Origin of the sequence: Porphyromonas canoris, assembly GCF_000769115.1 — a bacterium.
GTDB lineage: Bacteria > Bacteroidota > Bacteroidia > Bacteroidales > Porphyromonadaceae > Porphyromonas_A > Porphyromonas_A canoris.
On sequence record NZ_JQZV01000005.1, the window covers coordinates 35730 to 59960 of the forward strand.

At 45.1% G+C, this 24231-nt stretch carries 22 protein-coding genes; 11 read left to right on the forward strand and 11 right to left on the reverse strand.

The genetic code is table 11. The annotated features are described in order from the left end of the window. Positions 1 to 40: 40 nt before the first annotated feature. The 5 genes from HQ43_RS02425 to HQ43_RS02445 all read right to left on the reverse strand — a co-directional run bounded on the left by HQ43_RS02425 (position 41) and on the right by HQ43_RS02445 (position 5269). Positions 41 to 631: a histidine phosphatase family protein gene (locus HQ43_RS02425; RefSeq protein WP_052079536.1), complete on the reverse strand. Its 591-nt coding sequence runs from the start codon at positions 629 to 631 to the stop codon at positions 41 to 43. Positions 632 to 646: 15 nt separating this feature from the next. Then, entirely contained in the window at positions 647 to 1462 is an 816-nt protein-coding gene (locus HQ43_RS02430) for an ABC transporter ATP-binding protein (protein WP_036789231.1), read from the reverse strand. 25 nt (positions 1463 to 1487) lie between these two features. After that, positions 1488 to 2297 (reverse strand): nucleoside triphosphate pyrophosphohydrolase, encoded by an 810-nt coding sequence (gene mazG, locus HQ43_RS02435; RefSeq protein ID WP_036789233.1) that lies wholly within the window; start codon positions 2295 to 2297, stop codon positions 1488 to 1490. A gap of 12 nt (positions 2298 to 2309) precedes the next feature. Further along, on the reverse strand, positions 2310 to 4229 hold the full coding sequence (locus tag HQ43_RS02440) for a protein-disulfide reductase DsbD family protein (protein WP_394358410.1): 1920 nt from the start codon (positions 4227 to 4229) through the stop codon (positions 2310 to 2312). Between the two features lie 92 nt (positions 4230 to 4321). Beyond that, positions 4322 to 5269 (reverse strand): pseudouridine synthase, encoded by a 948-nt coding sequence (locus tag HQ43_RS02445; protein WP_052103027.1) that lies wholly within the window; start codon positions 5267 to 5269, stop codon positions 4322 to 4324. Between the two features lie 877 nt (positions 5270 to 6146). Between HQ43_RS02445 and HQ43_RS02455 the strand changes: the two genes are divergently transcribed. The 7 genes from HQ43_RS02455 (at position 6147) to HQ43_RS02485 (ending at position 12338) form a co-directional block, all read left to right on the forward strand. Then, positions 6147 to 7007 carry a phytoene/squalene synthase family protein gene (locus HQ43_RS02455; RefSeq protein WP_081964520.1) on the forward strand — a complete coding sequence of 287 codons (861 nt, stop codon included), beginning with the start codon at positions 6147 to 6149 and terminating at the stop codon, positions 7005 to 7007. Next, positions 7004 to 7567, forward strand: coding sequence for an isopentenyl-diphosphate Delta-isomerase (gene idi, locus HQ43_RS02460; protein ID WP_036789239.1), 564 nt, complete (start codon positions 7004 to 7006; stop codon positions 7565 to 7567). Before HQ43_RS02455 ends, idi begins: the two co-directional genes overlap by 4 nt. A 163-nt stretch (positions 7568 to 7730) precedes the next feature. Continuing rightward, positions 7731 to 8369 carry a carotenoid biosynthesis protein gene (locus HQ43_RS02465; RefSeq protein WP_052103028.1) on the forward strand — a complete coding sequence of 213 codons (639 nt, stop codon included), beginning with the start codon at positions 7731 to 7733 and terminating at the stop codon, positions 8367 to 8369. A gap of 1 nt (position 8370) precedes the next feature. Next, on the forward strand, positions 8371 to 8988 hold the full coding sequence (locus tag HQ43_RS02470; RefSeq protein ID WP_036789241.1) for a lysophospholipid acyltransferase family protein: 618 nt from the start codon (positions 8371 to 8373) through the stop codon (positions 8986 to 8988). Continuing rightward, positions 8985 to 10094, forward strand: coding sequence for a glycosyltransferase family 2 protein (locus tag HQ43_RS02475; RefSeq protein ID WP_036789243.1), 1110 nt, complete (start codon positions 8985 to 8987; stop codon positions 10092 to 10094). Before HQ43_RS02470 ends, HQ43_RS02475 begins: the two co-directional genes overlap by 4 nt. A gap of 13 nt (positions 10095 to 10107) precedes the next feature. Next, positions 10108 to 10851, forward strand: coding sequence for a tetratricopeptide repeat protein (locus HQ43_RS02480; RefSeq protein ID WP_036789246.1), 744 nt, complete (start codon positions 10108 to 10110; stop codon positions 10849 to 10851). Then, positions 10848 to 12338, forward strand: coding sequence for a phytoene desaturase family protein (locus tag HQ43_RS02485; RefSeq protein WP_036789248.1), 1491 nt, complete (start codon positions 10848 to 10850; stop codon positions 12336 to 12338). Before HQ43_RS02480 ends, HQ43_RS02485 begins: the two co-directional genes overlap by 4 nt. Before the next feature lie 346 nt (positions 12339 to 12684). Here the strand turns inward: HQ43_RS02485 and HQ43_RS02490 are convergent, their stop codons facing one another. After that, positions 12685 to 13299 carry a DUF417 family protein gene (locus tag HQ43_RS02490; protein ID WP_152567472.1) on the reverse strand — a complete coding sequence of 205 codons (615 nt, stop codon included), beginning with the start codon at positions 13297 to 13299 and terminating at the stop codon, positions 12685 to 12687. A 150-nt stretch (positions 13300 to 13449) separates the two neighbouring features. Beyond that, complete coding sequence (locus HQ43_RS02495) at positions 13450 to 14289, reverse strand: helix-turn-helix domain-containing protein (RefSeq protein ID WP_052103029.1); 840 nt, start codon at positions 14287 to 14289, stop codon at positions 13450 to 13452. Between the two features lie 260 nt (positions 14290 to 14549). On the opposite strand from HQ43_RS02495, the gene HQ43_RS02500 reads away from it, so the two are divergent. The 4 genes from HQ43_RS02500 (at position 14550) to HQ43_RS02515 (ending at position 19606) form a co-directional block, all read left to right on the forward strand. After that, positions 14550 to 15641, forward strand: a complete 1092-nt coding sequence (locus HQ43_RS02500; RefSeq protein ID WP_152567468.1) for a hypothetical protein — start codon at positions 14550 to 14552, stop codon at positions 15639 to 15641. 157 nt (positions 15642 to 15798) lie between these two features. Next, complete coding sequence (locus tag HQ43_RS02505) at positions 15799 to 16338, forward strand: pyruvoyl-dependent arginine decarboxylase (protein WP_036789254.1); 540 nt, start codon at positions 15799 to 15801, stop codon at positions 16336 to 16338. 143 nt (positions 16339 to 16481) lie between these two features. After that, entirely contained in the window at positions 16482 to 17321 is an 840-nt protein-coding gene (nfo, locus tag HQ43_RS02510) for a deoxyribonuclease IV (protein ID WP_036789256.1), read from the forward strand. 14 nt (positions 17322 to 17335) lie between these two features. Beyond that, positions 17336 to 19606: a GH92 family glycosyl hydrolase gene (locus HQ43_RS02515; protein WP_081964521.1), complete on the forward strand. Its 2271-nt coding sequence runs from the start codon at positions 17336 to 17338 to the stop codon at positions 19604 to 19606. 3 nt (positions 19607 to 19609) lie between these two features. Here HQ43_RS02515 and HQ43_RS02520 read toward each other — a convergent pair whose 3' ends face one another. From HQ43_RS02520 to HQ43_RS02535, 4 genes are read right to left on the reverse strand one after another with little or no spacing between them, the layout of a single operon-like run. After that, on the reverse strand, positions 19610 to 20362 hold the full coding sequence (locus tag HQ43_RS02520; protein ID WP_036789258.1) for a cell division protein FtsQ/DivIB: 753 nt from the start codon (positions 20360 to 20362) through the stop codon (positions 19610 to 19612). Between the two features lie 6 nt (positions 20363 to 20368). After that, a complete protein-coding gene (murC, locus tag HQ43_RS02525; protein WP_036789260.1) occupies positions 20369 to 21787 on the reverse strand; it encodes a UDP-N-acetylmuramate--L-alanine ligase in 1419 nt (472 codons plus the stop codon). Next, positions 21784 to 22899, reverse strand: coding sequence for an undecaprenyldiphospho-muramoylpentapeptide beta-N-acetylglucosaminyltransferase (murG, locus tag HQ43_RS02530; protein ID WP_036789262.1), 1116 nt, complete (start codon positions 22897 to 22899; stop codon positions 21784 to 21786). The genes murC and murG overlap by 4 nt, the downstream gene beginning before the upstream one ends. Further along, positions 22896 to 24224: an FtsW/RodA/SpoVE family cell cycle protein gene (locus HQ43_RS02535; RefSeq protein WP_036789264.1), complete on the reverse strand. Its 1329-nt coding sequence runs from the start codon at positions 24222 to 24224 to the stop codon at positions 22896 to 22898. The genes murG and HQ43_RS02535 overlap by 4 nt, the downstream gene beginning before the upstream one ends. Between the last annotated feature and the right edge of the window lie 7 nt (positions 24225 to 24231).

Consider the following 24231-nt stretch of genomic DNA (forward strand, 5'->3'; position numbering starts at 1 on the left):
AAAAGCAGGACAGCAGAGCCCCATAAACGACAAGAGGAGATCAACTCTCCTCTTGTTTTATATGGTCTGTATTGTTCCACATTTTTATTATAAACCCATTGTCTTTTACTTCGACTATTCCCAACGATGTATTGGCTATCTCCGTAGTACTCTCCAACATGGTAAGAGAAGAGCCGTTGAGCAGACACCAAAGCACCTTGATGGTGAAGCCGTGGGAGATAAGCAGGACTTTCTCCTCCGCTCCCCGGTATCGCCGGCTGATTTCGGAGATAAAGTCGGAGAGTCTTTCCGTTATGGCTTCCGGTGTTTCCGTCTCCGGAGGTGGGGCGAAGGTGGAAAAGTCTTTGGGAAAAGCTTGTCCCTGAAACGACCCGAAGTAGCGTTCTCGCAACCTCTTATCCGAATAGAGAGAAGCCTTACCCCGATGAAAGGAGTGGATAAGCTCTGCCGTGTGGTGCGCCCGACCCAGATCGCTGGTATAGATAGCAGAGAAAGGTATCTCCGCCACTCGCTTCCCCACCGCTTTTGCTTCTTCTATTCCTTTGGGTGAGAGCGTTCCGTCCAGCTGCCCCTGGCATATATTCCGGGCATTTTCGAGGGTCTCTCCATGTCTGATAATATAGAGTTCCATCTTCAGTACTGGCAGTTATGATCGCTCCGCACTTTTGAGATAGCGTGCGGATATGGGAAGAATAATAGGTTTGCCCGATACGGGATTGCTGCTGACCACTACAACGGTATCGAAAACCGCTTCGATATTTTCATACGTAAGCACATCGTGAGGACGACCTTGGGCATAAGGTCTGCCACGCTTCATCATCAGGATATAGTCGCAATACTCCGCAGCCATGGAGAGATCGTGCAGGATCATAAGGACGGTGAGCTTCTCCCTCTCGTTCAACTCCTGCAACAGATTCATGAATGCCATCTGATGCCTGATGTCGAGATGGGCTGTGGGTTCGTCCAAAAGCAGTACGGTGGGCTGCTGTGCGAGTGCAGAGGCAATGCTAAGCATCTGTTGTTCTCCTCCGCTAAGCTCTTTCATGTTCTTGTTACGGAGATGAGTGGTTTGGGTCAGCTCCATATAGTGTTCCGCCAAAGCAATATCCTCCTTTTTATCGAAGAACTGATAGCGGTCTCTGTACGGAAGTCGCCCCATCAGCACATACTCCTGCGCCGTGAGATCCACGGGATCTCTGAACTGCGTTACTATCGCCATCTCTCTGGCTTTATCCTTCAAGGAAAAGGAAGAGAGGTCTCTGCCGTTGATCTCCACCGTGCCTCTTTTCAGAGGGAGCGTGCCGGAAATTCCTTTGAAAAGCGTTGTCTTGCCCGAACCATTGGCTCCCACTATCCCGGCAAAAGCACCCTCTTCCAAAGAGAGAGATACTCCTGCGGTTTCAAAACCGGTGCTGTAGCCACAGGTAACATCTTTAAGCGAGAAAAGTGGGGTATTCGACATGACGGAAAGAGGTTAAAAGAGGTGTTTACGACTCTGTTTCGGGAATCTGCTTTGCCTCTTCCCACCAGACATCCATCTCTTCCAAAGAGAGGTCTTTAAGCTCCACGCCATGCGCTTTGGCTTGCTTCTCTATGTGCGTAAAGCGATGGATAAACTTTCTGTTGGTGGCTTCGAGAGCATTGTCCGGATTGAGTCCCCACAGACGAGACATATTGATGATGCTGAAAAGGAGATCGCCGACCTCGGCTTCCAGCTCCGCAGAGGGCTTTCCTTCCGATGAACGGAATGCCTCTTCCACTTCTGCCAGCTCCTCTTTCACTTTAGCAAAAACATCTGTACGGTTACTCCAGTCGAACCCGACATTGCGAGCCTTGTCCTGTATTCTGTATGCCTTGATCATGGAAGGCAGACTTCGAGGCACGCCGGAGAGTACAGTCTTGTTTCCACCCTTTTCTTTCTGTTTGAGTTTCTCCCAATTGCTCTCCACTTCAGCAGCGTTGTCCACGCTCTTATCCCCAAAGATGTGAGGATGTCTGAAGATCAACTTATCCACCAAAGCGTCGCACACTTCGACAATATCGAACTCACCGTCTTCTTCACCTATCTTCGCATAGAAAGCGACATGCAGTAAGACGTCTCCGAGTTCCTTTTTAAGCTCTGCCATATTACGAGAAAGGAGCGCATCCGAAAGCTCGAATACCTCCTCTATCGTATTTGTCCTGAGAGACTCGTAAGTTTGTTCCCGATCCCACGGGCACTTTGCCCGCAGGATGTCGAGAATATTCAGCACCCGTCCGAGAGCTTGCTGCTTCTCTTCGGGAGTATGTTTAGTCATATGTCATTAAGATTACTTGTTTCGTTCTTTGAACTCTCGCTTACCGGATTCCAAGAAATCCAAATACTTCGCAACGTCTTCATCGTATGCGTAAGATGGTGCAAGAGGTTTGCCTTGAGCATCCAACAAGACGTAGTAAGGCTGTGAGTTGGTTCCGAACTTAACGCGTTGCAGATAGCTCCACTTCTCTCCGATGCTCTTGAGTTTACGTTCTTTACCATTTTCGGTAACGATCATCGGTTCAGGCAGATTGGTTTTGTCATCCACGATAAGTGTAATGAGAACATAGTCGTTATCTATAACGCTCTTCACTTTGGGGTCTGTCCAAACGGCTGCTTCCATCTTACGACAGTTCACACAACCGAAACCGGAAAAGTCTATCATTACCGGCTTATTGTGTTTAGCCGCATAGGCCATACCTGTTTCGTAGTCGTCAAACTCTGCATGTACCTCTGCTTCGTAAAGGTTAAAGTCTTGAGTGTAGAGCGGAGGCGCGAATGCACTAACCGCTTTTAGGGGTGCACCCCACAAGCCGGGCACCATATACATGGCAAAAGCAAAGGATATGGTGGCCATGAGAAGGCGAGGAACGGATATGCGCTTCACTTCGGAATCGTGCGGTAGAGTGATCTTACCCAACAAGTACATACCAAGAAGGGCGAAGATGATAATCCATAGAGAAACGAACACTTCTCTATCGAGGATGCCCCAACCGTATGCAAGGTCTGCGACGGAAAGGAACTTCAATGCCAATGCAAGTTCAAGGAAACCGAGAACAACCTTTACGCTGTTGAGCCAACCACCGCTCTTCGGCATGCTTTGAAGCATATTTGGGAACACGGCAAAGAGTCCGAACGGAATGGACAACGCCAATGCAAAACCAAACATACCCACTGCAGGTCCTACGGCATTACCGATGGTGGCAGCCTGTACAAGCAGTGTCCCGATGATAGGACCGGTACAAGAGAAAGAGACCAACACAAGCGTGAAAGACATGAAGAAGATACTCAACAAACCTGTTGTGGCATCCGCCTTTGCATCCAACTTATTGGTCCAGGATTGTGGAAGTGTCAGCTCGAACATTCCGAAGAACGAAACCGCAAACACCACCAACAGCAAGAAGAAGATAATATTGAATACGGCACTTGTCGAAAGGTCGTTAAGCGCGCTTGCTCCAAAGATTGAAGTGATGGTCAATCCGAGAAGAAGATAGATAACGATGATGGAAAGGCCATAAGTGATAGCGTCTTTGATGGCTTTCTTGCGGTCTTTGGTTCTTTTGAGGAAGAAGCTCACGGTCATCGGTATCATAGGCCAGACACATGGTGTAAGGAGTGCCACCAAACCGCCAAGGAATCCAAATATAAATATTCTCCAAAGAGATGTATCCGTTGTTCTGGACAGAGTGGTATCTCCAAACGATTTCAACTCCTCCACAACCGGCTTCCACAGGTCGCCGATAACGGTATCTTCTCTTTTTTCAGCAGAAGCCGCCTCCATGTTGGCAGATTCACCTTCCGCTCCGGATATTACCGGACTACCTTTTTCAAAGTTAAATTCCACTCTTTCGGGCGGCAAACAGCTCTCATCATTACAAGCCATGAAGAACACTTCCCCGCTTACCTTGTAGTTTTCAGGGTCTTCGACATTAAGCTCTTGCGTGAATATAACCTCATCGGCATACCAACGAAGGTTCATCTCGAAGTTTTTATCAAAAACATCCAACGGCTTTCTGTCCGGTGCTACCTCTCCTGAGAGGGTCATTCCGGCGAGTGTATCAAACAGAAATTCTGTTGACGAAGGACCGCCTTCAGGTAGATTCATGTCGTACACGTGCCATCCACTCTTCATCTTTGCAGTGAAGGAGATACGCGCCTTGCCGTCTGCAATGTCCGAGATAGAGATATCCCACTTTACGGCATCAGTAATCATCTGCCCCAATGCTGTATTTACCAAGAGCAGGGCAAGGGAAAAGAATAGGAATACTTTTTTCATAAAGATAATTTAGAACGGTATTTATAGGTCTATATTTGGTTGTCGGACTGTCTGTTTTTCAGATAACCGAACAGATGCGTGGGGAAAGAGCGTTTCAAAGAGATCCGTTTGCCGGTTTTGGGATGCGTGAAAACCAATGAGATCTGCTCCAACGCTATTCTGTCTTTAAGCGTGAACGGAGAAGAGTTTCTCTTGTCTCCCATGATCACCAATCCTTTGTTTGCCAAGACCTGACGCAGAGAGAAGATCCGTCCAAGAGAGGCATTCAGCTGGACGACACTGCTTTCGCCATCGGTCCGAAGCAGAGAAAGCTCCACCACGGATGCGTTTCGCTCTCTGGTTTCACTCTTACTCTTCTGTTTCTTGGAGCTATCCTCTTTGTTTCTTGCAAGTGTAGAGATCTGCATCTTATTCTCGGCAGGCACGCCTCCCACTGCGGCAACAAAGATCTGTTCCTGCACAATCTTGTTCCAAGATGAGATGATAAGCTCTTTCGCTTGCAACCCTTTGGCAAAGACCACAATGCCGGAAGTCTCTCTGTCTAGCCTGTTCACCATAAAGAGCTTTGCATCCGGATCGTACTTCTTGTAGTGGTTGCTAAGCAGGCGGATAGCCGTGCGATCTCCATACTTACCGGTGGTGTCCACCGTATACTGCCCGTAGAGCTTCTCTATGACCACGTAGTCCGAGTCTTCCCAAAGGATTTTGATTTTGGGATGATTGAACTCCTCCGGTCGGGAAACTCTTGAAATCTGCACCACATCTCTCGGAGAAAGCAGATGCGTTGCCTGCGAAATGTACTCACTATTCACCAACACACGCTTGGCCGAAAGCAGCTGTTTGGCAGAGCTACGAGAACGAGAAGAAACGTGTACAAGGTATGGCAACAGCTCCATTGCCTCTCGCACATGATAAGTCTCCTGAATAGGATTTCCTTTCAAAGTGGGTGTTTTTCTCTTGTCTCCGGGTGTATTCATAGACTCCGATATTTTAAGAGTACAAAAATAGAGAAAACTATTGACACCTTTGGTATGTGATACCTAAAATGTGTCCTTGAAGAAGAGATTTTCGGAGGGAGTTTTTATATAAAAATGGTCTCGCAAAAAATCTCCGAATCAGCCTTTCGGACGAGTCCCGAAGCGAGGCAGGAAAGAGTAGAAAAATCGGAACAGCAAGAGTATCAAACGGATATAGATTTTCTCGAATTCCGAAAAAATTTTTTCTCTGTGCGCTTCATCGCCCTCTCTCAGGTTAAACAATGTAAAATCTAACACACCTGACTGTAAATATATACTAATAGAGAAATTGCCACAAAAACGACCTTTTTACGAAGAAAACAGATAAACACCTCAAAATCAGCACAGAAGCAAAAAATTCTAAACACGTTAACCGAATCCGGTAAACGTGTTCATTGAAATCACTAAACGTGTTTACTGAAAAATTAAACACGTTAAGCCGGAAGAATATGCTCGTTTACTGTTTTGGCTTAACAAGTATTGCAATTTGTGTTAATAAAACGGGGCAAATTTAACAGTTCGGTCGTGCTCTGAAAATGACCTCTCCGATCAAAATAGAGAGAGCCCAAAGGCGGTGTATGGAATATATAAAAATCACCCTCAAAAGGCGATCGTAAAGAGTGCGAAATCGGTCTCCAAAATCTCCGGACACTACCCTGTTGTAGGCAACACATTTTTAGTCTGAGATTTGCTTTTGAAAACTCTTTTTCAGGATATGGTCAAGGTATAATGAACATGGAATGATTTTTTTATATCTTTGAGAAAAAGGAATTGCAGAAGAGGCTTAATATGGTCTTCGGGTATCCTTTTCAATTGTAGTATAAACACGTCCGACACTATGAAGACAACCAATGCCTCCAACTATCGTAAGTACCGCATCTGCTCGTTTGAAATGAGTCGTGGTCTGACGAAAATGTATAGCACATCATTCTATTCGGCTTCCAGTCTTTTCTCCAAAGATATACGTCCTGCCATACACAGCATCTACGGTTTTGTTCGTATAGCCGATGAGATCGTGGACACCTTTCACGAGCACAACCAAAAGGAGTTGTTGGATCTCTTCGAAGAGTCTTATCATCTGGCACACAAGTATGGCATCAGCACGAATCCTATCCTTTATGCTTTTCAGCTGACGGTAAAGCAGTTCGGTATTCCGGAAGAACACATACAGGCATTCTTGGCGAGTATGCGTGCAGATCTCGAAAAGAAGGAGTACAAGACAGCAGAAGAGACGGCAAAGTACATCTACGGTTCGGCGGATGTCGTGGGTCTGATGTGTCTGAAAGTCTTTTGCAAGGGGGACGAGAAGCTGTTCAAGGAGTTGGAGCAACCGGCCATGAAGTTGGGTTCGGCATTTCAGAAGGTCAACTTTCTCAGGGATCTGAAAGACGACTGTTTCGGATTGGGGCGCACTTATTTCCCAAATCTCCGCATAGAGAGTTTCGATGAAGCCACGAAGATGGAGCTTGTAAAAGAGATCGAACAAGAGTTTGCCGAAGCCTACAAAGGCATACAGAAGCTCCCGGAAGATGCCCGGCTCGCCGTCCTCACCGCATATAAATATTACAAAGGTCTGCTCAACAAGATAAAGAAAACCCCTGCGGACAAACTTCTTCAGACAAGGATCCGTGTCCCGGACTATCAGAAAGGGCTGCTTTTACTCTCTGCAATCATCAAAAACCGAATAAACATTCTATGACTTCAAACAATACAGCAGATATGGTGGTCCTTGTGGATGCAGGCGACAACACGCTCGGCACTATGGAAAAGATGGAAGCACACCGCAAGGGAGTGCTGCACAGAGCGGTATCCATACTGGTCTTTAACAACCGGAAAGAGTGGCTTCTGCATCGGAGAGCCCGGGAAAAATATCACGCCGGAGGGCTTTGGACCAATGCCTGTTGTACGCATCCGTTCCTGGAAGAGAGCTACGAAGATGCCGCTTGCAGGCGTATGATGGAAGAGATGGGGATAGAAGTGGAAGCGAAGAGACTTGTCCGGCTGTTCGACTTTACCTACACCGCATCTTTCGACAACGGGCTCACCGAACACGAATACGACCGAGTCTTTGCCTACATAACCGATACAGAGCCGGTTCCGAATCCTGACGAGGTCATGGATTGGAACTACTTGCCCCACGAAACATTAGACTCGGACATCCGCAACCATCCCGATCTTTACACCCCTTGGTTCAGGATCATTTACCAAAAAGCCATGGAGCATTCGGACAAGATAGAGGGCTGTTTCGAGAGAGGATAATTACCAATCAAAAAAACGATAATTACTAAACTGAAAAACGGTAATTACTAAACTGAAAAATGGTAATTACTAAATTGAAGGATGATAATTACCATTTCCGAAAACGATAAGCGAAACAGAAAAAACAAGATATTTACAATCACTTTAGCAACCATAACAACCGATGCAAAAACATAAAAAAGCAGATTGGCTAATCATGGCTCTCATCGCCATCTTCTACATCTTCGGTGCGCTCCAATTGGCTAACCCCGAAACCCGAACCCTATATACCGGGATGACACCTTGGGTTCTGCTCTTCTCCGTACTATTCCTGGGGCTGTACGACAAAACCCCTAAAAGATCCGGGCTGCTGCTCTTCTCCCTCATCGTAGCAGTACTCAGCTTCGGCGTCGAAGTATGGGGAGTGGCAACGGGAGATGTGTTCGGAAGCTACTCTTACGGCAGTGAACTTGGAGTGAAGATAGCCGGAACGCCGCTGCTCATCGGTCTCAACTGGGTGCTGCTACTCTACCTGAGCGCAGCCATATCAAGCTTCCTGCCACGTAACATCCTCTCTTGGATCATCCTGCCATCTATACTCATGGTCGGCTACGATATGGTTATGGAGCAAGTGGCACCACGTATGGACATGTGGTCGTGGGGCGGTGATGTAATCCCTGTTCAGAACTATCTCGTATGGGGAGTGCTTGCTCTGCTGTTTCATACCCTGAGATACGTGATGAATATCACTGTCCGCAACAGAATGGCACTGTTTCTCTTCACCATCCAAGTCCTGTTCTTCCTCATCATTCTTATCGCATAATATGCTCGAAGCCCGACATCATCCCATCGTCTATCCCTTCTTTCAGTACTACACGGAGTATCTCATCCGGAGAAGATTCCATGCTGCCAAGATCATCGGGACATTCACGGACAGAGAGTTGCCTGTATTGCTCATAGCCAATCATATCGGATGGTGGGACGGCTTTTGGGCAATGTACCTGAAACGGAAAGTGTTCAAGCGAAAATTCTACTTCATGATGCAGGAAGATCAGCTGCTACGCTACCGCTTCTTCAACCGCACCGGAGCATTCTCCGTCAATAAAGGCAGCAGAGAGATAATCCGTTCTCTGGAATACGCCACACGGTTGCTCGAAGAGAAAGAGAATATGCTGCTGATCTATCCGCAAGGGAAACTGCAGTCCCTTTACCTATCCGAGTTCTCTTTTCAAAAGGGCATCGAACGCATCCTAAAAGATAAAAGAGAAAGCGTACAGGTGATCTTCTCCGCCAACCTTATAGATTATCTCGCCCATCCTAAGCCTACGGTAACGATGTATATAGAAGAGTTTACCGGAGAGATGAGCCTCGACACTTTGGAAAGAGAGTATAACAGATTTTATGCCGACTGTCTCTCCCGACAGCTCCACACGGAAGAATGATCGAGTATATCGCATACGCCGTTTTCGGATTCGCTCTGCTGAGATTCCTGATAGCATTCCTCAACATGCTCTTCCTCGAAACTCTGCCCAAGCATCCGCGCATCGGAGAGGCAGAGAGAGGGAAAGTCTCCATCCTTATACCTGCTCGCAACGAAGCCGACAACATCTCACACCTTCTCTCCGACCTTAAAAGAGTAAACGATGAAAGCATCCGAGAGATCATCGTACTGGACGATCAGTCCGAAGACAACACTGCCGAGATCGTTTCTCATTACTGCCGGGACGATGCCCGTCTGCGTCTGATCTCCTCCTCATCGCTACCCGAAAGATGGCTTGGAAAGAATCACGCCTGCCACTCTCTCGCCAAAGAAGCCGAAGGAGACTTCTTCCTCTTCCTCGATGCCGATGTTCGCTTAGAGCCTGGATTCGTAGACAGAGCCGTGGCATACTGTCAGAAGAAAAAGACAGACCTCTTCACCGTCTTTCCTACACAGGATATGGAGACATGGGCAGAGAAAGTTTCCGTTCCCAATATGCACATCATTCTACTCACGTTGCTGTTTCTGCCGCTTGTGAGACTATCATGCTTTTCATCGCTATCGGCGGCAAACGGACAGTGCATGCTATTCAGACGAAACGCCTACAAAGCTCTCCTCCCCCACTATACCTATCGCCACAGCAAAGCGGAAGATATTGAGATCGCCCGATATTTCAAGAGAAAACGGCGCAAAGTGGCGTGTCTTACCGGAATAAAAAGCATCCACTGCAAGATGTACAGCGATCTTCAAGGAGCACTGGACGGATTTTCCAAGAACGTTACCTACTTCTTCGGCGGAGCCAATGCCTATCTCCCTGCTCTGCTGTTCTGGTCTGTAACCACCTTCGGCATCGTTCCTCTTCTGCTCTCATCCTCACCTATCTTTGCGCTGTACTATATCGGCATCGTCATCCTTACACGAGTGATGGTCTCTCTGACTGCCGGACAGTCTCCCTTCTACAATATACTGCTCATCATTCCTCAGCAGATCATGCTTGGGGCATTCATTCTGAAATCGTGGATCAATAAGCAACGCCGGGAGTTCAGATGGAAAGGTCGTACTCTATAAACAGCTAAAACAGATGAAACACTTCACTCTACTATTCCTCCTGCTGCTCTTCTCTCTTCCTCTTTCGCTATCCGCATCGGAAAAGGAGAGCATCTACAACGCATACATATATAATAATATGGAGTCGTGGAAGCGTGTCATAGACCGGATGCACACCATTAAAGAGAAAAACACAGAGCAGGAACTGGAGCTTCTCAACTTTGAATACGGCTACATCGGATGGTGTATAGGCAATAAGAAAAACAGCCTTGCCAAAACCTACATGAAGAGGATGGAAGAGAGGATGAACAGGCTCAAGAGCCGGCAGGTACGCCCTGCTCTGATGCTTGCATACGAGTCCGCCTATCTCGGATACCAGGTAGGACTGAACAAGTTCAAGGCTCCGTTCTTGGGACAAAAGAGTATATCGGCTGCCGAAAAGTCTGTAAAACAAGACCCCGACAATGCTTTCGGATACGTGCAGCTCGGCAATATAGACTTCTATCGCCCTGCACTCTTCGGTGGTTCCAAGCCCAATGCTCTCAAGCACTACCTTACGGCAGAGCGGCTATACCTCTCGCAGAAAGAGAGCAATGCAGAAGCCAAAGACTGGAATCTGCTTGCACTCTGGATACAGATAGCCCAAACCTATGACGCACTGGATGACGTCAAACGCGCAGACGAGTATTACAAAAAAATATTGATGGCAGAACCAAACTTCAAATGGGTGAAGGATGAGCTCTACTCCAAATTCAAACAAAAGCACAATATATCATGAATAAAAAAGTAACAATTATAGGCACAGGTCTTGGTGGCTTGGCAAGCGGCCTCCTGCTCTCCAAAAGAGGCTTCCAAGTATCTTTCATCGAAAAAAATAGCGAGCCGGGAGGACGTCTCAACCGGATTCGGAAAGATGGTTTTACCTTCGACACCGGTCCCAGCTTCTTTAGTATGTCTTATGTATTCAAGGAGTTTCTGGACAAGTGCGGTGTTGAGATGCCTTTTGAATTTGTAGAACTCGATCCGCTCTACTCGGTAAACTTCCGAGGGGATGATAAGACCTATCACCTATACAAGGATATAAAACGACTTGCCGAGCAGTTCGAGGGAGTGGAGCCGGACTTTGAGAACAAAATGAGGCGGTATCTCAAAAAATCGAGAGCGCTGTTTGAAGACACATTTGACATTGTCATCCGCAACAACTTCGACAATATGTTCGACTACATCACCACGTTGATGCAGGTCAATCCACGCCATATACCGGTTCTTCTCAAGACATTCTGGCAACACGTTACGGAGCATTTCTCTTCAAAAGAGGCACGTCAGATCATCTCGCTGGTAGCATTCTTTCTCGGTCGCACGCCTTTCGACACCATGGCGATATACAGCCTTCTCTCCCACACAGAGTTTTGCCATGATGGCTATTACAATGTAAAAGGAGGGATGTACAACATCGTGCAGGGGCTGGTATCGGAGCTGGAAAAGTCGGGAGCCACATTCCGGTTCGACACAGAGATTAAAGATGTCTCTTTCAGTGGAGACAAACTCACAGCCGTGATAGATAGAGAGGGCAACAGATATGAGTCCGACATTTTTCTTTGCAACGCAGACGCCGCACTGTTCAGAGGAAGAGTGTTGCACCGAAAAGCGTACAGCGAGCAAAAGTTGGCTCAAAAAGAGTGGACCATGGGCTATCTGACGTTCTACATCGGTATTAAAGGAAAGCTGCCCCGGCTCGATCAGCACAACTACTATCTCGGCACAAACTATGAGGAGTATGCACACAATATCCTCAAAGATCCCGATACGCTGCAAAAGCCATACTACTACGTCAATGTCATATCCAAGCACAACGACAGCTGTGCCCCTGAAGGATGCGAGAGCCTGTTCTTTGTATGTCCCGTACCCAACCTGCAATACAAAAAAGATTGGAGCGATAGAGATGAGATCGTGGACAGCATCCTTGAGGACTTCTCCAAGAGAATAGGAGAAGATATACCCTCTATGGTGGTGTCGCGTACCATCTATACGCCCAAAGAGTGGGAGGAGAGGTTCAACCTCTATCAGGGTAGCGGTCTCGGACTATCCCACAAGATGATGCAGATAGGTGGATTCCGCCCGGCGAATTTTGATGAAAAGTTGTTCAATCTGTTCTACGTAGGAGCTTCCACGATACCGGGTGCCGGACTGCCGATGGCTGTTATCAGCGCAGATTTGGCTTGCCGGCGGATAGAAGCTTTTGCAAACGAACAAAAGGGCAAGTAGTTTGGCTCTGTCTCCATCAAGGCTTTCATAATTCGTCTATAAGGGAATAAAAAAGCATCTTAACGGCTATAAAACTCTGCTTAAACAGATTCAAAACCAAGCATCAAGACTTGAATGGCAAAAATCAAGCTTTGAAAAGTACCCATCAAGGCATGATCTCTGCAGATCGTGCCTTGATGCCATAAAAGATACAGGATAAAAGCATCTTTTATACCTGTTCAAAAAATCTTGCGAATACGTTTAATCTAAAAAGAGAGTATATCCGGGTATTCCATGATATACAAAGCAGGGTGTGCCATACCGGTATGACACACCCTGTTTCGGTATAGAAACCGGAGATCGAAAGTTATCGTTTCACGATTCTGCGAGCTGCATCCCAAGCCACGAGCAGTCCGCCGGCACTCATGATAATATCCTTGATAACAAGCCTTCCTACACCCGACAAGTATGGAAAGCCATAATGGGGCGTCGGTAAGTCTCCACCCAGATTAGGAACCCAAGACTCCGGAGTTGTTATAAGGAAAGAAAGCGTAACGATGGACATACCAAAGGTGAGTAATCCTCCTATCAGTCCGACCTTGGGAAACCAAATACCCAAGAGGACAAAAAGCCCTATGAGAACAATCATCGTACCAAGACCATAAGAGAAAGGATAGGTACCGTTAACCTTGTGCCAGTCTATATTCTTCTGCACCATCTTTCCTTCCGGATTTTTATGCAGTGTGTATTCCTTGACCATCTCTCCTTTATCATTCTCTACATAAGTATTGGACTTCGTGTAGAAGAAACTCATGAAAGGGCTGTTGCTTACAAAGTGCACGATACCATCGGCTTCGTATTGGCAAGCTTTAAGCCCTCCGATCCACGCCATAACCACAAAGATGGATATACGCATGAAGTTAAAGAATGGGCGCTCCAGGTTCAGAATAATTTTCCCGGATGTCTGAAAGATCTGTTCCATCAACTTTTTCATATCAACTTATTCATTTTACTATTTACACTGCAAAGTTCCGGCTTTTCAACAACGCAGGGAATGGATAAACATGATATTAACATGGATAGATTTGACACCCATCCGGTAAAAAGCCATACGAAAAAGATTTTCCGGTATTCAGTGAGGAGGTTGAGGAGGAGTAATGATGGTGATACCGACTTCATCCCTGAAGTGCTTCGGCGAAAGCCCTGTTGCCTTTTTGAAGTAACGGCTGAAGTAAAACTCGTCTTGGAAGTTCAGCATCAGTGCAATCTCTTTTATGCTCTTGTCCGTAAGGTGAAGAAGCCTTTTGGCGGCGATGATAACCCGGTCCTGTATCAATTGCGAGGGAGTTTTTCCAAATGCCTGCTTGCTCTTTCTACTCAATACTTCGGAAGAGATACCCACTTCACGGGCATAAAAAAGCACTCTCCTCTCCTCCAGATGATGCTTCTCCAAGAGCTGCTCGAACAGGAGTGCCAGTCTGTCCGTAACACTGTTCAGCTGCCCCTCCAAAGCATCTTTCTGTCTGCTGCACAAGGCAAGCAGAAGCTGGAGATAGGTTTTGATGATAGAGGAAGTAAAAGGAAGCTCCTCTTTGTCCCGGTGCTGCTCTTCTGCAATCCGGTCTGTCAGCTCGTAAAGATAGTGCAGCAGAGAGGGCGAGACGCTCACGTAGGGTTTCAGATAGGCGTTGTTGAACAACAATCCATTGCAAGCCACCTCATATTTATGGTACTCGATACAGTAAAAGTCGCTATGAAAAGAGAGTTGTCGATAGCTATCAGGGGGCTTTGACCATACCAAACTCTGGTAAGGTGAGAGGAATAACACCGTGTTGGCTTCCGCATCGTAATCCGTACCATCCACCATGAATGTAGAACCCTGCTCCAGAAAAACAATGGTGTAAAGAGAGGAAGTAAAACTACTTTCCGGGATATTCGGCGGAAAATCTTGTATAGAGATTAACTGAGACATAGATCTGCTTGATATATATTATATTCCAACCTCTGATGGCAAAGATAACAACTCCCGACAAACTTTTCCCGTAAAGGTTCCGGATATTACATATTTTGTACGGATAAGCACTCCCCGCTCCCAATCATAGACATCGAATACAACAATTTGAGCATAAAAGTATAATAGAAAGGAATATTAAGTACCTTAGCAAACCGGATGAAAGGAGTTACTCACCTTTCCTTAATAGTACAAATTATGAAATAACGGATTTGACAGGTATGATGAAATCTTTTTGGATAAGTGTAATACTACTGGTATTATCGGTTGGTACGATGAAAGCTCAAAATAGCAGATTCAACTCGTTTGCTCATAACGAAAGCATCGCCTACTGCATCACCTCCAAAGGCACACCTAATAACATTGTCCGCCTCGACAACAATTGGGAAATACTTCTCGCTTTAAGAGAGCCGCACACCATTAAAGCATTGGATTCGCTCAATGTTAAGTTCACGTACAGTCAGCTGCAACTGCTTGCAGATTGGAAGTTGATCCGAAACAACAAAAACAAATTCCAAACCAATATAATAATATTGGACAGCCTGCAAACCCTCAAACTGCGCAACCATTCTAAGGAGCTATCGGAGGCTTTGGCAGGTAAAATCGGGAAAGATGTTGCCGATTTTGTGAAGCTGTTGAAGAGTGAAGGAAGAGAGCGGAACTCGTACAGCATCCTTTTCTCTTATGTTATTGATGGACTGGTATGGAAGTGTTTGGAGGAGAGAGGAGCTATCAGAAAAAAAGAACTCTCCATGAAAGAGCCCTTGTGGAGCGGTGAGTTTTGGACACTTTATCCTAAAAGAGATTTTTACTGCGGTACTAATACTCTGTCAAGCAAGGGTTACTCGCTCAAAATCAACTGGAGTGAGGGTGCTTTTTCAAGGATAAGACCTTTTATCTCAAATACCCGACAACTGGATCTTCTCTTGAAAGACTTTGAGAAAAATGGGAAAATCACGGAAGAGAACACCATTGCCGTATTTTCCAAGTTTAATTTATTCAATGAATCCGGGCATATAACCGTACCAATCCTTGAGGAAAACGATAAGAACTCACTCTATCTTGAGTCAAAGAAAATAGCCGACAGCATTGCGGATTTTCTGGAGCAATCTTTGGATATAGAGCTGTTGCGGAAAGAGTTTGGATTCGCAGACAAGTCGCAAGCAATCGTCATCCTGTATCACGAAATACTTTGGGATCTGCTTGCGGAGCTGGAAAACAAAAAGATAATCACGAAACCGACTATTTTTATAGCCCCGGATACTGCCAAGGATGAAAATGTTTCGGATCTGATCTTCTTCGTGAAAAGGTAAGCGGATGAATGATGTTTCCTTTCTTCCCGAAACCAACTATTCGAGATATAAATATTATTGTGTACCTTTGCAAGGCGGAGTGAACAGGCGTATGTTCACGAACACAAAGTATTTAGGATAGATAAACAGAGAAAAGGAAATAACACGATTAGAACAGATGAGTAAGATTGTAGGAAACTTAATCCCCAACACATTCTTCATCACTAAGGGTAGTGGAGAATCGGATCTGGAACTACACGCAGGGTCATACCATATGGCGCTTTACGATGCAGGTATTTCAGACTTTAACATTATGGTTTACTCTTCCGTGCTTCCTGCTACGGCAAGGTTGGTAACAATGGATGAGATAGACCTTCCTCCTTTCGGCTCGGAGCTGAAAACCATCATGTCCGTGTCTCACGGTATGCAAGATGAGTTTGTTTCTGCCGGAGTGGTGTACGCATGGATGTATAAGGATGAAAACTTTGACGAAAAGATCGGCGGTCTTGTGTGCGAAGTGAGCGGAAGGTATCGTATAGAAGAGCTTGAAGCTCGTCTTATCCGTGTAATAAATGACCTGCACGAAAAGACTTACTCCCAATACTATCTTGGCGAACTAAACTTTATCACAGAAGGTATCACCATAGAAAAGAGATATGGTACTGCCCTTGCCGGACTTTGCTTTATAGACTTTGTCCAGCCTGAAGTAAAGAAATAACAGTTTCCCAAATAAGGGAAGAAGATCGACATATAAAATTCACAAGAAAGGGAGATCGTGCTGTAAAGTATTGTCTCTCTTTTCTGTTTTTTCAAGGGGATCTTGTAACAATCGCACTTATTCTCAAACACAGACAATAAACAATGAAATATATAGGAGCACATGTAAGTGCCAGCGGAGGAGTGGAAAATGCTCCGGTGAATGCACATCAGATAGGAGCAAACACTTTTGCCCTGTTCACCAAAAATCAGAGACAATGGGTGGCAAACCCTCTTACGGATAAAAGCATCCGCCTGTTTAAGGAGAGATGCAGTGAGTATGGCTTTGATCTGAGTAAGATATTGCCTCACAACAGCTACCTCACCAATATGGGCAGTCCGGAAGAAGATATGCGACTGAAAAGCAAAAATGCGTTTCTGGATGAGATGCAACGGTGTGAGCAGCTGGGTCTGAACCTGCTTAACTTCCACCCCGGAAGCCATCTGAACAAAATATCAGAAGAGGAATGCCTGCTGAATATTGCTCATAGCATCAACGATGTTCTGGCTGAGACCTCTTCCTGTATAGCTGTTCTGGAAAATACCGCAGGGCAAGGCTCTAACATGGGATACAGATTTTCTCATCTGGCATACATTATAGAACATGTCGAGAATAAAGAGAGGATAGGAGTGTGTCTGGATACAGCTCACCTGTTGGCTTCGGGGTATGAAATCCGGAACAAGGAAGCCTACGAGGCTATGTGGAAAGAGTTTGAGGAGACTATCGGTTTGCAATATCTTCGAGGCATTCACCTGAATGACTCTATGAAGGATCTCGGCACTCGTGTGGACAGACACCACAGCTTGGGCAAAGGAGTAATGGGATTGGATTTATACTCCTATGTAATGAAAGATTCGAGACTGGATAACATCCCTATTATCCTCGAAACACCCGATGATACCATCTGGGCAGAAGAGATTGCTTACCTGCGTTCATTAGAATAGAGACACCAAAAGTTATGAAAGAGAGTCGTAGATATTTTGTACAGCTGCTACTGTTCTGCTTTTTTGTATCCGGCGTCGTAGCACAAGAACCTATTAAATGGGTTAATACCCTTATAGGAACATCCAACTACGGAACAACCAATCCGGGAGCACAGCATCCGCACGGGCTTATGAACATCACTCCTTTCAATGTGATGGGCGGAGAGGGAATCAATAAGTTTGAAAAGGATAGTATGTGGTGGAGCACTCCGTTCAGCTCAAACAATAGTTTTCTTACCGGCTTCGCCCAAGTAAATCTTAGCGGTGTAGGATGCCCGGACTTAGGCTCTCTTCTTTTGATGCCGACAACCGGTGAACTGGTATTCGATCCCGTAAAGTATGGATCGGTAATGGAAGAGCAGGTGAATCAACCGGGGTATTATGCCGTAACACTTGCCAAATATAGTATCCGTGCAGAGGTTACAGCGACAGAACGCACCTCTATGGCGCGCTTTCATTTCCCTGTCGGGAAAGCAAATATTTTGCTAAACCTCGGAGAGGGACTAACGAATGAGAGTGGAGCCATAGCGAGATTTAAGGATCAACAGACCATAACAGGCAGTAAGCTGGTCGGCTCTTTCTGCTATCACCATGATGCTGTATTCCGTCTCTATTTTGCGATGAGAATAGAGAGAACTCCTGTAAAACATGGCTTCTGGAAGCTTCAACGCTTCCTGCCGATAGACCTGGCTTGGGATAAATATACAGGGCAGTACAAACCTTATGAGGGCTTTACCCAAGAAATGTCGGGAGATAATATAGGTGTGTTCTTCTCTTACGATGTAGAAGAGCCTACCACAATCACTGTCCGAACCGGGGTATCTATGGTAAGCGAAGAGGAAGCAATGAAAAATCTTGAAGCAGAACAACCTGCCGGGCTCTCTTTTGAAACCATCGTGAGCGATGCTCAAAAGAAATGGAATAAAGAGCTATCGAAGATAAGAGTAAAAGGAGACAGTGAAAAAGACAAGATAGTATTCTACTCCGCTCTTTACCATACGCTAATCCATCCTAATATTGCGCAGGATGTTTCCGGGTCTTACAACAAGATGGAAACTCTTGAAAAGATTACACTACCACAAGGAAAGAAGAGATATACGGTATTCTCCCTATGGGATACTTTCCGAACAGTGCATCCTCTCTACTGTATTTTGGATCCTAAGAAGCAGTTGGAGATGATTGATGTGATGCTGGATATGTACAAAGAGAATGGTTATCTTCCGAAATGGGAGCTATACAGCCGTGAGACTTTCACAATGGATGGGGACCCTGCAGCCATTGTAATCAACGACACATGGCAACGCGGACTGAGAAACTTTGATACAAATCTGGCATTGGAGGCGATAAAACGCTCCGCCTTGGATGTTTCTAAAGAGAACAAAGTGCGTCCGAATATAGAGCTGTATGTCAAACATGGATATGTTCCGAACCAAAAGAAGCACGACAACTGTGTCTCACAGTCTTTGGAGTATTATCTCTCAGACTTTAATGCCGCTCAGTTTGCTCTTTCCATGGGAGATAAAGAGACTTACAAAACCCTTATCGCAAGAGCAAAAAGCTATACCAAGCTCTTCTCCAAAGAGTACAACTGCTTCAGACCAAGAATGCAAGATGGCTCTTTCATGACACCTTTCGATCCAAGAATCGGCAAGGACTTTCAAGAAAATACCGGCTACCACGAAGGGTCGGCATGGAACTATAACTTCTACGTTCCATTTGACATCAAAAATCTGGCAAAGATGATGGGTGGAGAAAGGGTGTTTACCCAAAAACTGGATGAGACCTTCGCAAAAGGATACTATGACATGGCTAACGAGCCGGATATTGATAATGCTTATCTCTACTGCTATTTCCCTAAGTATGCTTATAGGACACAGGAGATGATTCCCGCTCTGCTGGATAAGTATTTTACGACAGCACCGGGCGGTCTTCCCGGCAATGATGATACGGGAACAATGTCCGCTTGGGCTATTTTCTCAATGCTCGGATTCTATCCTGTTTCTGCAGGAACACCTATATATGCCCTTACTGCTCCGAGATTCGATGAGGTGGTTATAGAGCTGGATCAAGAGTACTATCCTCATGCTTCACTTACGATAGAAGCAAAAAAAGAATCGCCTCAATCCAAATACATTGAAGCAATTCTATTAGATGGAAAACCTTATAGGAAAGGGTATATCATCTCACATAAAGAGCTGTTTAGTGCTGAAAAATTGACATTTGTGCTGAGAGATAGAAGGCAATAAAACTTATTCTCCTCTCTTGGTGCAAACGATCTGATTTCTATACGAAAGGTTGACAACGGAGTACTTATTCACTCCGGTACGCGGAAGTATCTTTTCGTAGAAGATATCGACCTTGCCAAGCTGTTCGTCAAAGTCTATCTTAGGACTGATACAGAATACAAACTCCCCTACTCTGGGATAGAGATAGATCTCTTTCTCTGAAACGACGTGTATAGAGCCGAAGAAGTTTCTCCATTTTTTATGCTCCTCAAGATAGTGAGCAAGATCGAGAAGATAGGTCTGCGCTGTTTTCTCCGAAATATTTCCGGTAACCACGGGAACGTAAGCAGCTCCCTTTCTATTGGGGAAAATAATACCTTCGGCATCTATATATGATGCCTTCTCTCCGTAGTAGAGAGCCATCAAAGGCTGTCTCTCTTCCAGCTCGATCTGCAAAGAGTGAGACTGAGGTGCAACATAGGCTGTTGCAGACTTGATATATGGGCTTTTTTCTATGAGTTCCTGTTCGAGTTTTCGGGTATCTACACTGCGAAGCACGGTATCTTTAATGCTCAAATTCAGAAGAGAAAGCACATCGGCAGGGGTTACGAATGCTTGTTCTGCCTCATGAGAGATTTCCACAGATGTTTTACTTGGGATTATTTTATTGCCATCCTCATATTTTTGAGGAGATGCAACCAAATAGGACGCAACAAATGCAGCGCACATAAGAAGTACACCAAGTATGACAACAATATGCTTGAGTCTCTGCTTCATGGAGGTCTAAGATAGTGCTTTTTTCTGTTTTTGGATGAGATATTCTTTAACCTCCGGTACCAATAACTCTATATCTCCCGCTCCAAGCATGAGATAGACATCTGCCGGAAAACGATCCAATGTCTTTGTCAACTCCGACTTGGAGCAAGAGGTCGCAATAACATTGGGAGAGATATGCTCCAAAATAAGTTCGGATGTAATTCCGGGCATAGGCTCTTCTCTTGCCGGATAGATGGGAAGGAGAACAACTTGTGCTTCTTGAGAAAGAGCTTCGGCAAATTCTTTATAAAAATCTGCCGTACGGCTGTAAAGGTGTGGTTGAAAAATTGCCGTGAGTCTGCTATCGGGATAAAGGACTCTCACGGAACGGATGCTTGCCGCTATCTCTTCGGGATGGTGTGCATAATCGTCAATAAGGACAAAGCCCCCTTCTCCCCCGGAAAGCACTCGTTCAAATCGGCGATGAACCCCCTTAAATGAAGAGAGATTCAAACGGAGTTCTGCCTCACTTTTTCCACATAAGTGAGCTACCGCGAGGGTTGCTGTTGCATTTTCCACATTGATTTCAATAGGAACACCAATGTGCATCTCCCGGTAAACACCTCCGGGGAAATGGAAGTCAAAGTATAGCTCACCGGATCTAAACTGTAAATTATTACTATAAAAATCTGCCTGCTCATTCTTAGCATAGGTGTAGAACTGAGCACCTTCGCGTAAGCGAGGTGTACAGGTTGCATGCTTGTGCATGACTAACCCTCCCTTAGGCGAAACAAGGGAAGTAAAATGCGAGAAGGCCTCCAAATATGCCTCTTCCGTGCCATAGATATCCAAGTGATCCGGACTGGTAGATGTAATGATGGCATAGTGAGGATGAAGGGTATGAAACGATCGGTCATACTCATCTGCCTCGGCAACTGTAAAAGAAGCATCTGCGTCCAAGAGAAGATTGCTGTTATAGTTGAGAGAAATTCCTCCAAGGAAAGCATTCACACCGACATGTTCAGATGGTATCACTGTTTCTGCCATAAGACAAGCCAAGATGGTAGAAGTGGTGGTCTTGCCATGTGTTCCGGCAACGCAAAGAGCCTTAGAACGAGACGTAATCTCTCCCAAAGCCTGAGAACGTTTGTATAATTTGATCCCTTTATTTCTGTAATAAGACATCACGGAAGCATCAGTCGGGACAGCCGGAGTGTAGATAACGTAGGTATCTTCCGAGCGAAAAGCTTCGGGTATAAAGTCTGAATTGTCATCATAAAAAACTTCCGCACCTTCTGCGACAAGAGCACGTGTGATATGGCTCTCTGTTCTGTCGTATCCTCCTACTTTGAATCCGTGAAGAAGAAAATATCGTGCAATAGCACTCATCCCAATTCCTCCTATTCCAATGAAGAAAATTGGAGTATAAGTCTCTTTTATATTCATTCTCGCAATATCTTTTCCAAAATATCTACTATTTGTTCTGCTGCATTTACTCTGCCCAATGGACGGACATTTTCAGACAGTGTACGACACTTTTCGTGATCATCCAAAAGAGAAAGAGCCGTGGGGATAAGAGATGTTGAGCAGTCCGCATCCTTAACCATCAATGCCGCATTCTTCTGAACCAAAGCCATGGCATTATGTGTCTGATGATCTTCGGCAACATTTGGAGACGGGACTAAGATAGATGCGAGTCCCAATGCCGAAATTTCGGATATACTACTTGCCCCGGCTCGTGAAATGACGACAGTAGCCAAAGCATAAGCTTTCTCCATTTCGTAAATAAATTTGCGTGCCACAATGTTAGAAGGCGATCCGTGTGCTTTAAGCGCAGCCTCTACTTTTTTGAAATATGCCGCCCCTGTCTGCCACAATACTTGTATGTCTGTACGTTTGGCAAGCATATCTATCTTTGCAATCACTCCCTGATTCACGCTCAATGCCCCAAGGCTGCCTCCAATAATAAGCAGTGTCGGTTTATCAGGAGATAAGCCAAAAGCTTCAGCACAAACTTCTTTAGCCGGAAGTTGATTCGTCAAACTTGCTCTGATCGGATTCCCTGTAAAGTGTATTGGAGCTTTTGGAAAAAATCTCTTCATATTGTCATAAGCGACAAAGACAGCCTTTGCTTTCTTTCCAACAATCTTATTCGTAACTCCGGCATAAGAGTTTTGCTCCTGCACCAAAGTTGTTATGCCAAGACGTTGGGCTGCTATTAAAGTAGGGGCACTGGCATATCCTCCCACTCCTATTACGGCTTGAGGCTTAATCTCTTTGATGGCTCCTTTTACCATTCTTAGGCTTTTGAGGAGACGGTAAAATACTTTGATATTTTTCCAAACCTTCTTCCTTTGCAATCCCATTATAGGAAGGAGAAGTATCTCATAACCGGCATTAGGAACTTTTTCCTCTTCCATTCGTCCTTTTGCCCCCACAAACAGAATCTTACAAGAGGGATAACGTCTCTTTATTTCGTCTGCAATAGAGATAGCGGGAAAGATATGCCCTCCTGTACCTCCGCCACTGATAATGATATTCTTTAGCTCTTTACTCATGATTTTCTATGTTTATGGTATCCGGTATTTTCGTCATCATAATAGGATGCATCAGTTATGGGAACTTCCGGTATAACTTCTGTGTTAATGGCTATTGGGGTTTCTGCCCCGGACATTTGAGCAATGGCTTCTTCCTGTTGCTCTTCAAGCTCCCTACTTGCAGATAAAATGAGAGCAAAATAGATAGATGTTACAAGATAAGATGATCCTCCTTTGCTGATAAAAGGAAGAGTCTGTCCTGTAACAGGCATGATTCCTACATTTACCATCATGTGTATGAGAGCTTGAGTACATATAATTATACCAATCCCTATGACTAAAAACTTAGGGTAAAACAATTTTAATCTGCTGGCCAGCTTTCCAATATAAAAGAGAAGCCAAATATAAAGAGCAATACACAATAGCCCGGCAATAAGACCATACTCTTCAAGGATAATTACAAATATAAAATCGGAGAAAGGCTGAGGTAAGACAAGACGAGACTCGCTATTTCCGGGACCAACACCTGTTACTCCTCCTTTTACAATAGCAATATTGGCTTGTATCCGTTGAAAGTCTTTTCCTTCATCTTCGTTCTCTTTTTCGGTAGCATTCTTACCAATAAAGCTCTCTATCCGCGCTTTTCCCGTACCAAATCGACCCGGAATCTTATTTACAACATCCATCGGAAGAATTAGCAATAAACAGACAAGTAAAGCTGCTCCTGCAAACATTGCTATGGTTCCTTTTATAAAGGTTCTCTTATGCACCTTCCCCAGAAAACAGAGGATGTAGGAAGTCATACCAAGGAGAAGCCCACTAGAGATATTCTGGAGAAAAATAGGAATACAGATAGCTCCGGTTGCCAACGCAATATGTATAAAAGTACGTTTGCTGGCATACTCTTCGACAGAAAGTTTGAACGCAATATAGTTGATGAGGCAAAGGCGTGCCACCTCTGAGGTTTGAAACTCAAAACCTAAGATACTGAGCCACCTCTTTCCTCCATTACGCTCAATACCCATAAATTGGGTAAGAAGAAGTAGCACAATACCCAAAATAAGCCCAAACAGAGCGAACTTACGCCACAACTTCGTTGGAATATGAGAAAAGACCACACAAACAACAAGCGCCATGATCATAAGAGCAACATGCTTAAGCATGGGAGCAAAAACAGAAGAATCATGAGCAAATGCTTCATTGGAAATGGCAGAATAGACACTCAACAGAGACATGACCATCAGAAGAGCAATGATCATCCAAAGGGTCTTGTCCCCGGCAAATAGTTTCTTTTGATGAGAAAGATGAGTGTCCGGCAATCGATCTTTAGCTTCAAGTGTTGTCATAGCACTA

Coding starts and splice junctions, on each gene's coding strand:
- idi (WP_036789239.1), top strand. CDS start 7,004: ATGACTTCAAACAATACAGCAGATATGGTGGTCCTTGTGGATGCAGGC.
- HQ43_RS02430 (WP_036789231.1), bottom strand. CDS start 1,462: ATGTCGAATACCCCACTTTTCTCGCTTAAAGATGTTACCTGTGGCTAC.
- HQ43_RS02505 (WP_036789254.1), top strand. CDS start 15,799: ATGAGTAAGATTGTAGGAAACTTAATCCCCAACACATTCTTCATCACT.
- HQ43_RS02470 (WP_036789241.1), top strand. CDS start 8,371: ATGCTCGAAGCCCGACATCATCCCATCGTCTATCCCTTCTTTCAGTAC.
- murC (WP_036789260.1), bottom strand. CDS start 21,787: ATGAATATAAAAGAGACTTATACTCCAATTTTCTTCATTGGAATAGGA.
- HQ43_RS02520 (WP_036789258.1), bottom strand. CDS start 20,362: ATGAAGCAGAGACTCAAGCATATTGTTGTCATACTTGGTGTACTTCTT.
- mazG (WP_036789233.1), bottom strand. CDS start 2,297: ATGACTAAACATACTCCCGAAGAGAAGCAGCAAGCTCTCGGACGGGTG.
- nfo (WP_036789256.1), top strand. CDS start 16,482: ATGAAATATATAGGAGCACATGTAAGTGCCAGCGGAGGAGTGGAAAAT.
- HQ43_RS02480 (WP_036789246.1), top strand. CDS start 10,108: ATGAAACACTTCACTCTACTATTCCTCCTGCTGCTCTTCTCTCTTCCT.
- HQ43_RS02425 (WP_052079536.1), bottom strand. CDS start 631: ATGGAACTCTATATTATCAGACATGGAGAGACCCTCGAAAATGCCCGG.
- HQ43_RS02495 (WP_052103029.1), bottom strand. CDS start 14,289: ATGTCTCAGTTAATCTCTATACAAGATTTTCCGCCGAATATCCCGGAA.
- HQ43_RS02455 (WP_081964520.1), top strand. CDS start 6,147: ATGAAGACAACCAATGCCTCCAACTATCGTAAGTACCGCATCTGCTCG.
- HQ43_RS02485 (WP_036789248.1), top strand. CDS start 10,848: ATGAATAAAAAAGTAACAATTATAGGCACAGGTCTTGGTGGCTTGGCA.
- HQ43_RS02465 (WP_052103028.1), top strand. CDS start 7,731: ATGCAAAAACATAAAAAAGCAGATTGGCTAATCATGGCTCTCATCGCC.
- HQ43_RS02440 (WP_394358410.1), bottom strand. CDS start 4,229: ATGATTACTGATGCCGTAAAGTGGGATATCTCTATCTCGGACATTGCA.
- HQ43_RS02535 (WP_036789264.1), bottom strand. CDS start 24,224: ATGACAACACTTGAAGCTAAAGATCGATTGCCGGACACTCATCTTTCT.
- HQ43_RS02490 (WP_152567472.1), bottom strand. CDS start 13,299: ATGGAACAGATCTTTCAGACATCCGGGAAAATTATTCTGAACCTGGAG.
- HQ43_RS02500 (WP_152567468.1), top strand. CDS start 14,550: ATGATGAAATCTTTTTGGATAAGTGTAATACTACTGGTATTATCGGTT.
- murG (WP_036789262.1), bottom strand. CDS start 22,899: ATGAGTAAAGAGCTAAAGAATATCATTATCAGTGGCGGAGGTACAGGA.
- HQ43_RS02515 (WP_081964521.1), top strand. CDS start 17,336: ATGAAAGAGAGTCGTAGATATTTTGTACAGCTGCTACTGTTCTGCTTT.
- HQ43_RS02445 (WP_052103027.1), bottom strand. CDS start 5,269: ATGAATACACCCGGAGACAAGAGAAAAACACCCACTTTGAAAGGAAAT.
- HQ43_RS02475 (WP_036789243.1), top strand. CDS start 8,985: ATGATCGAGTATATCGCATACGCCGTTTTCGGATTCGCTCTGCTGAGA.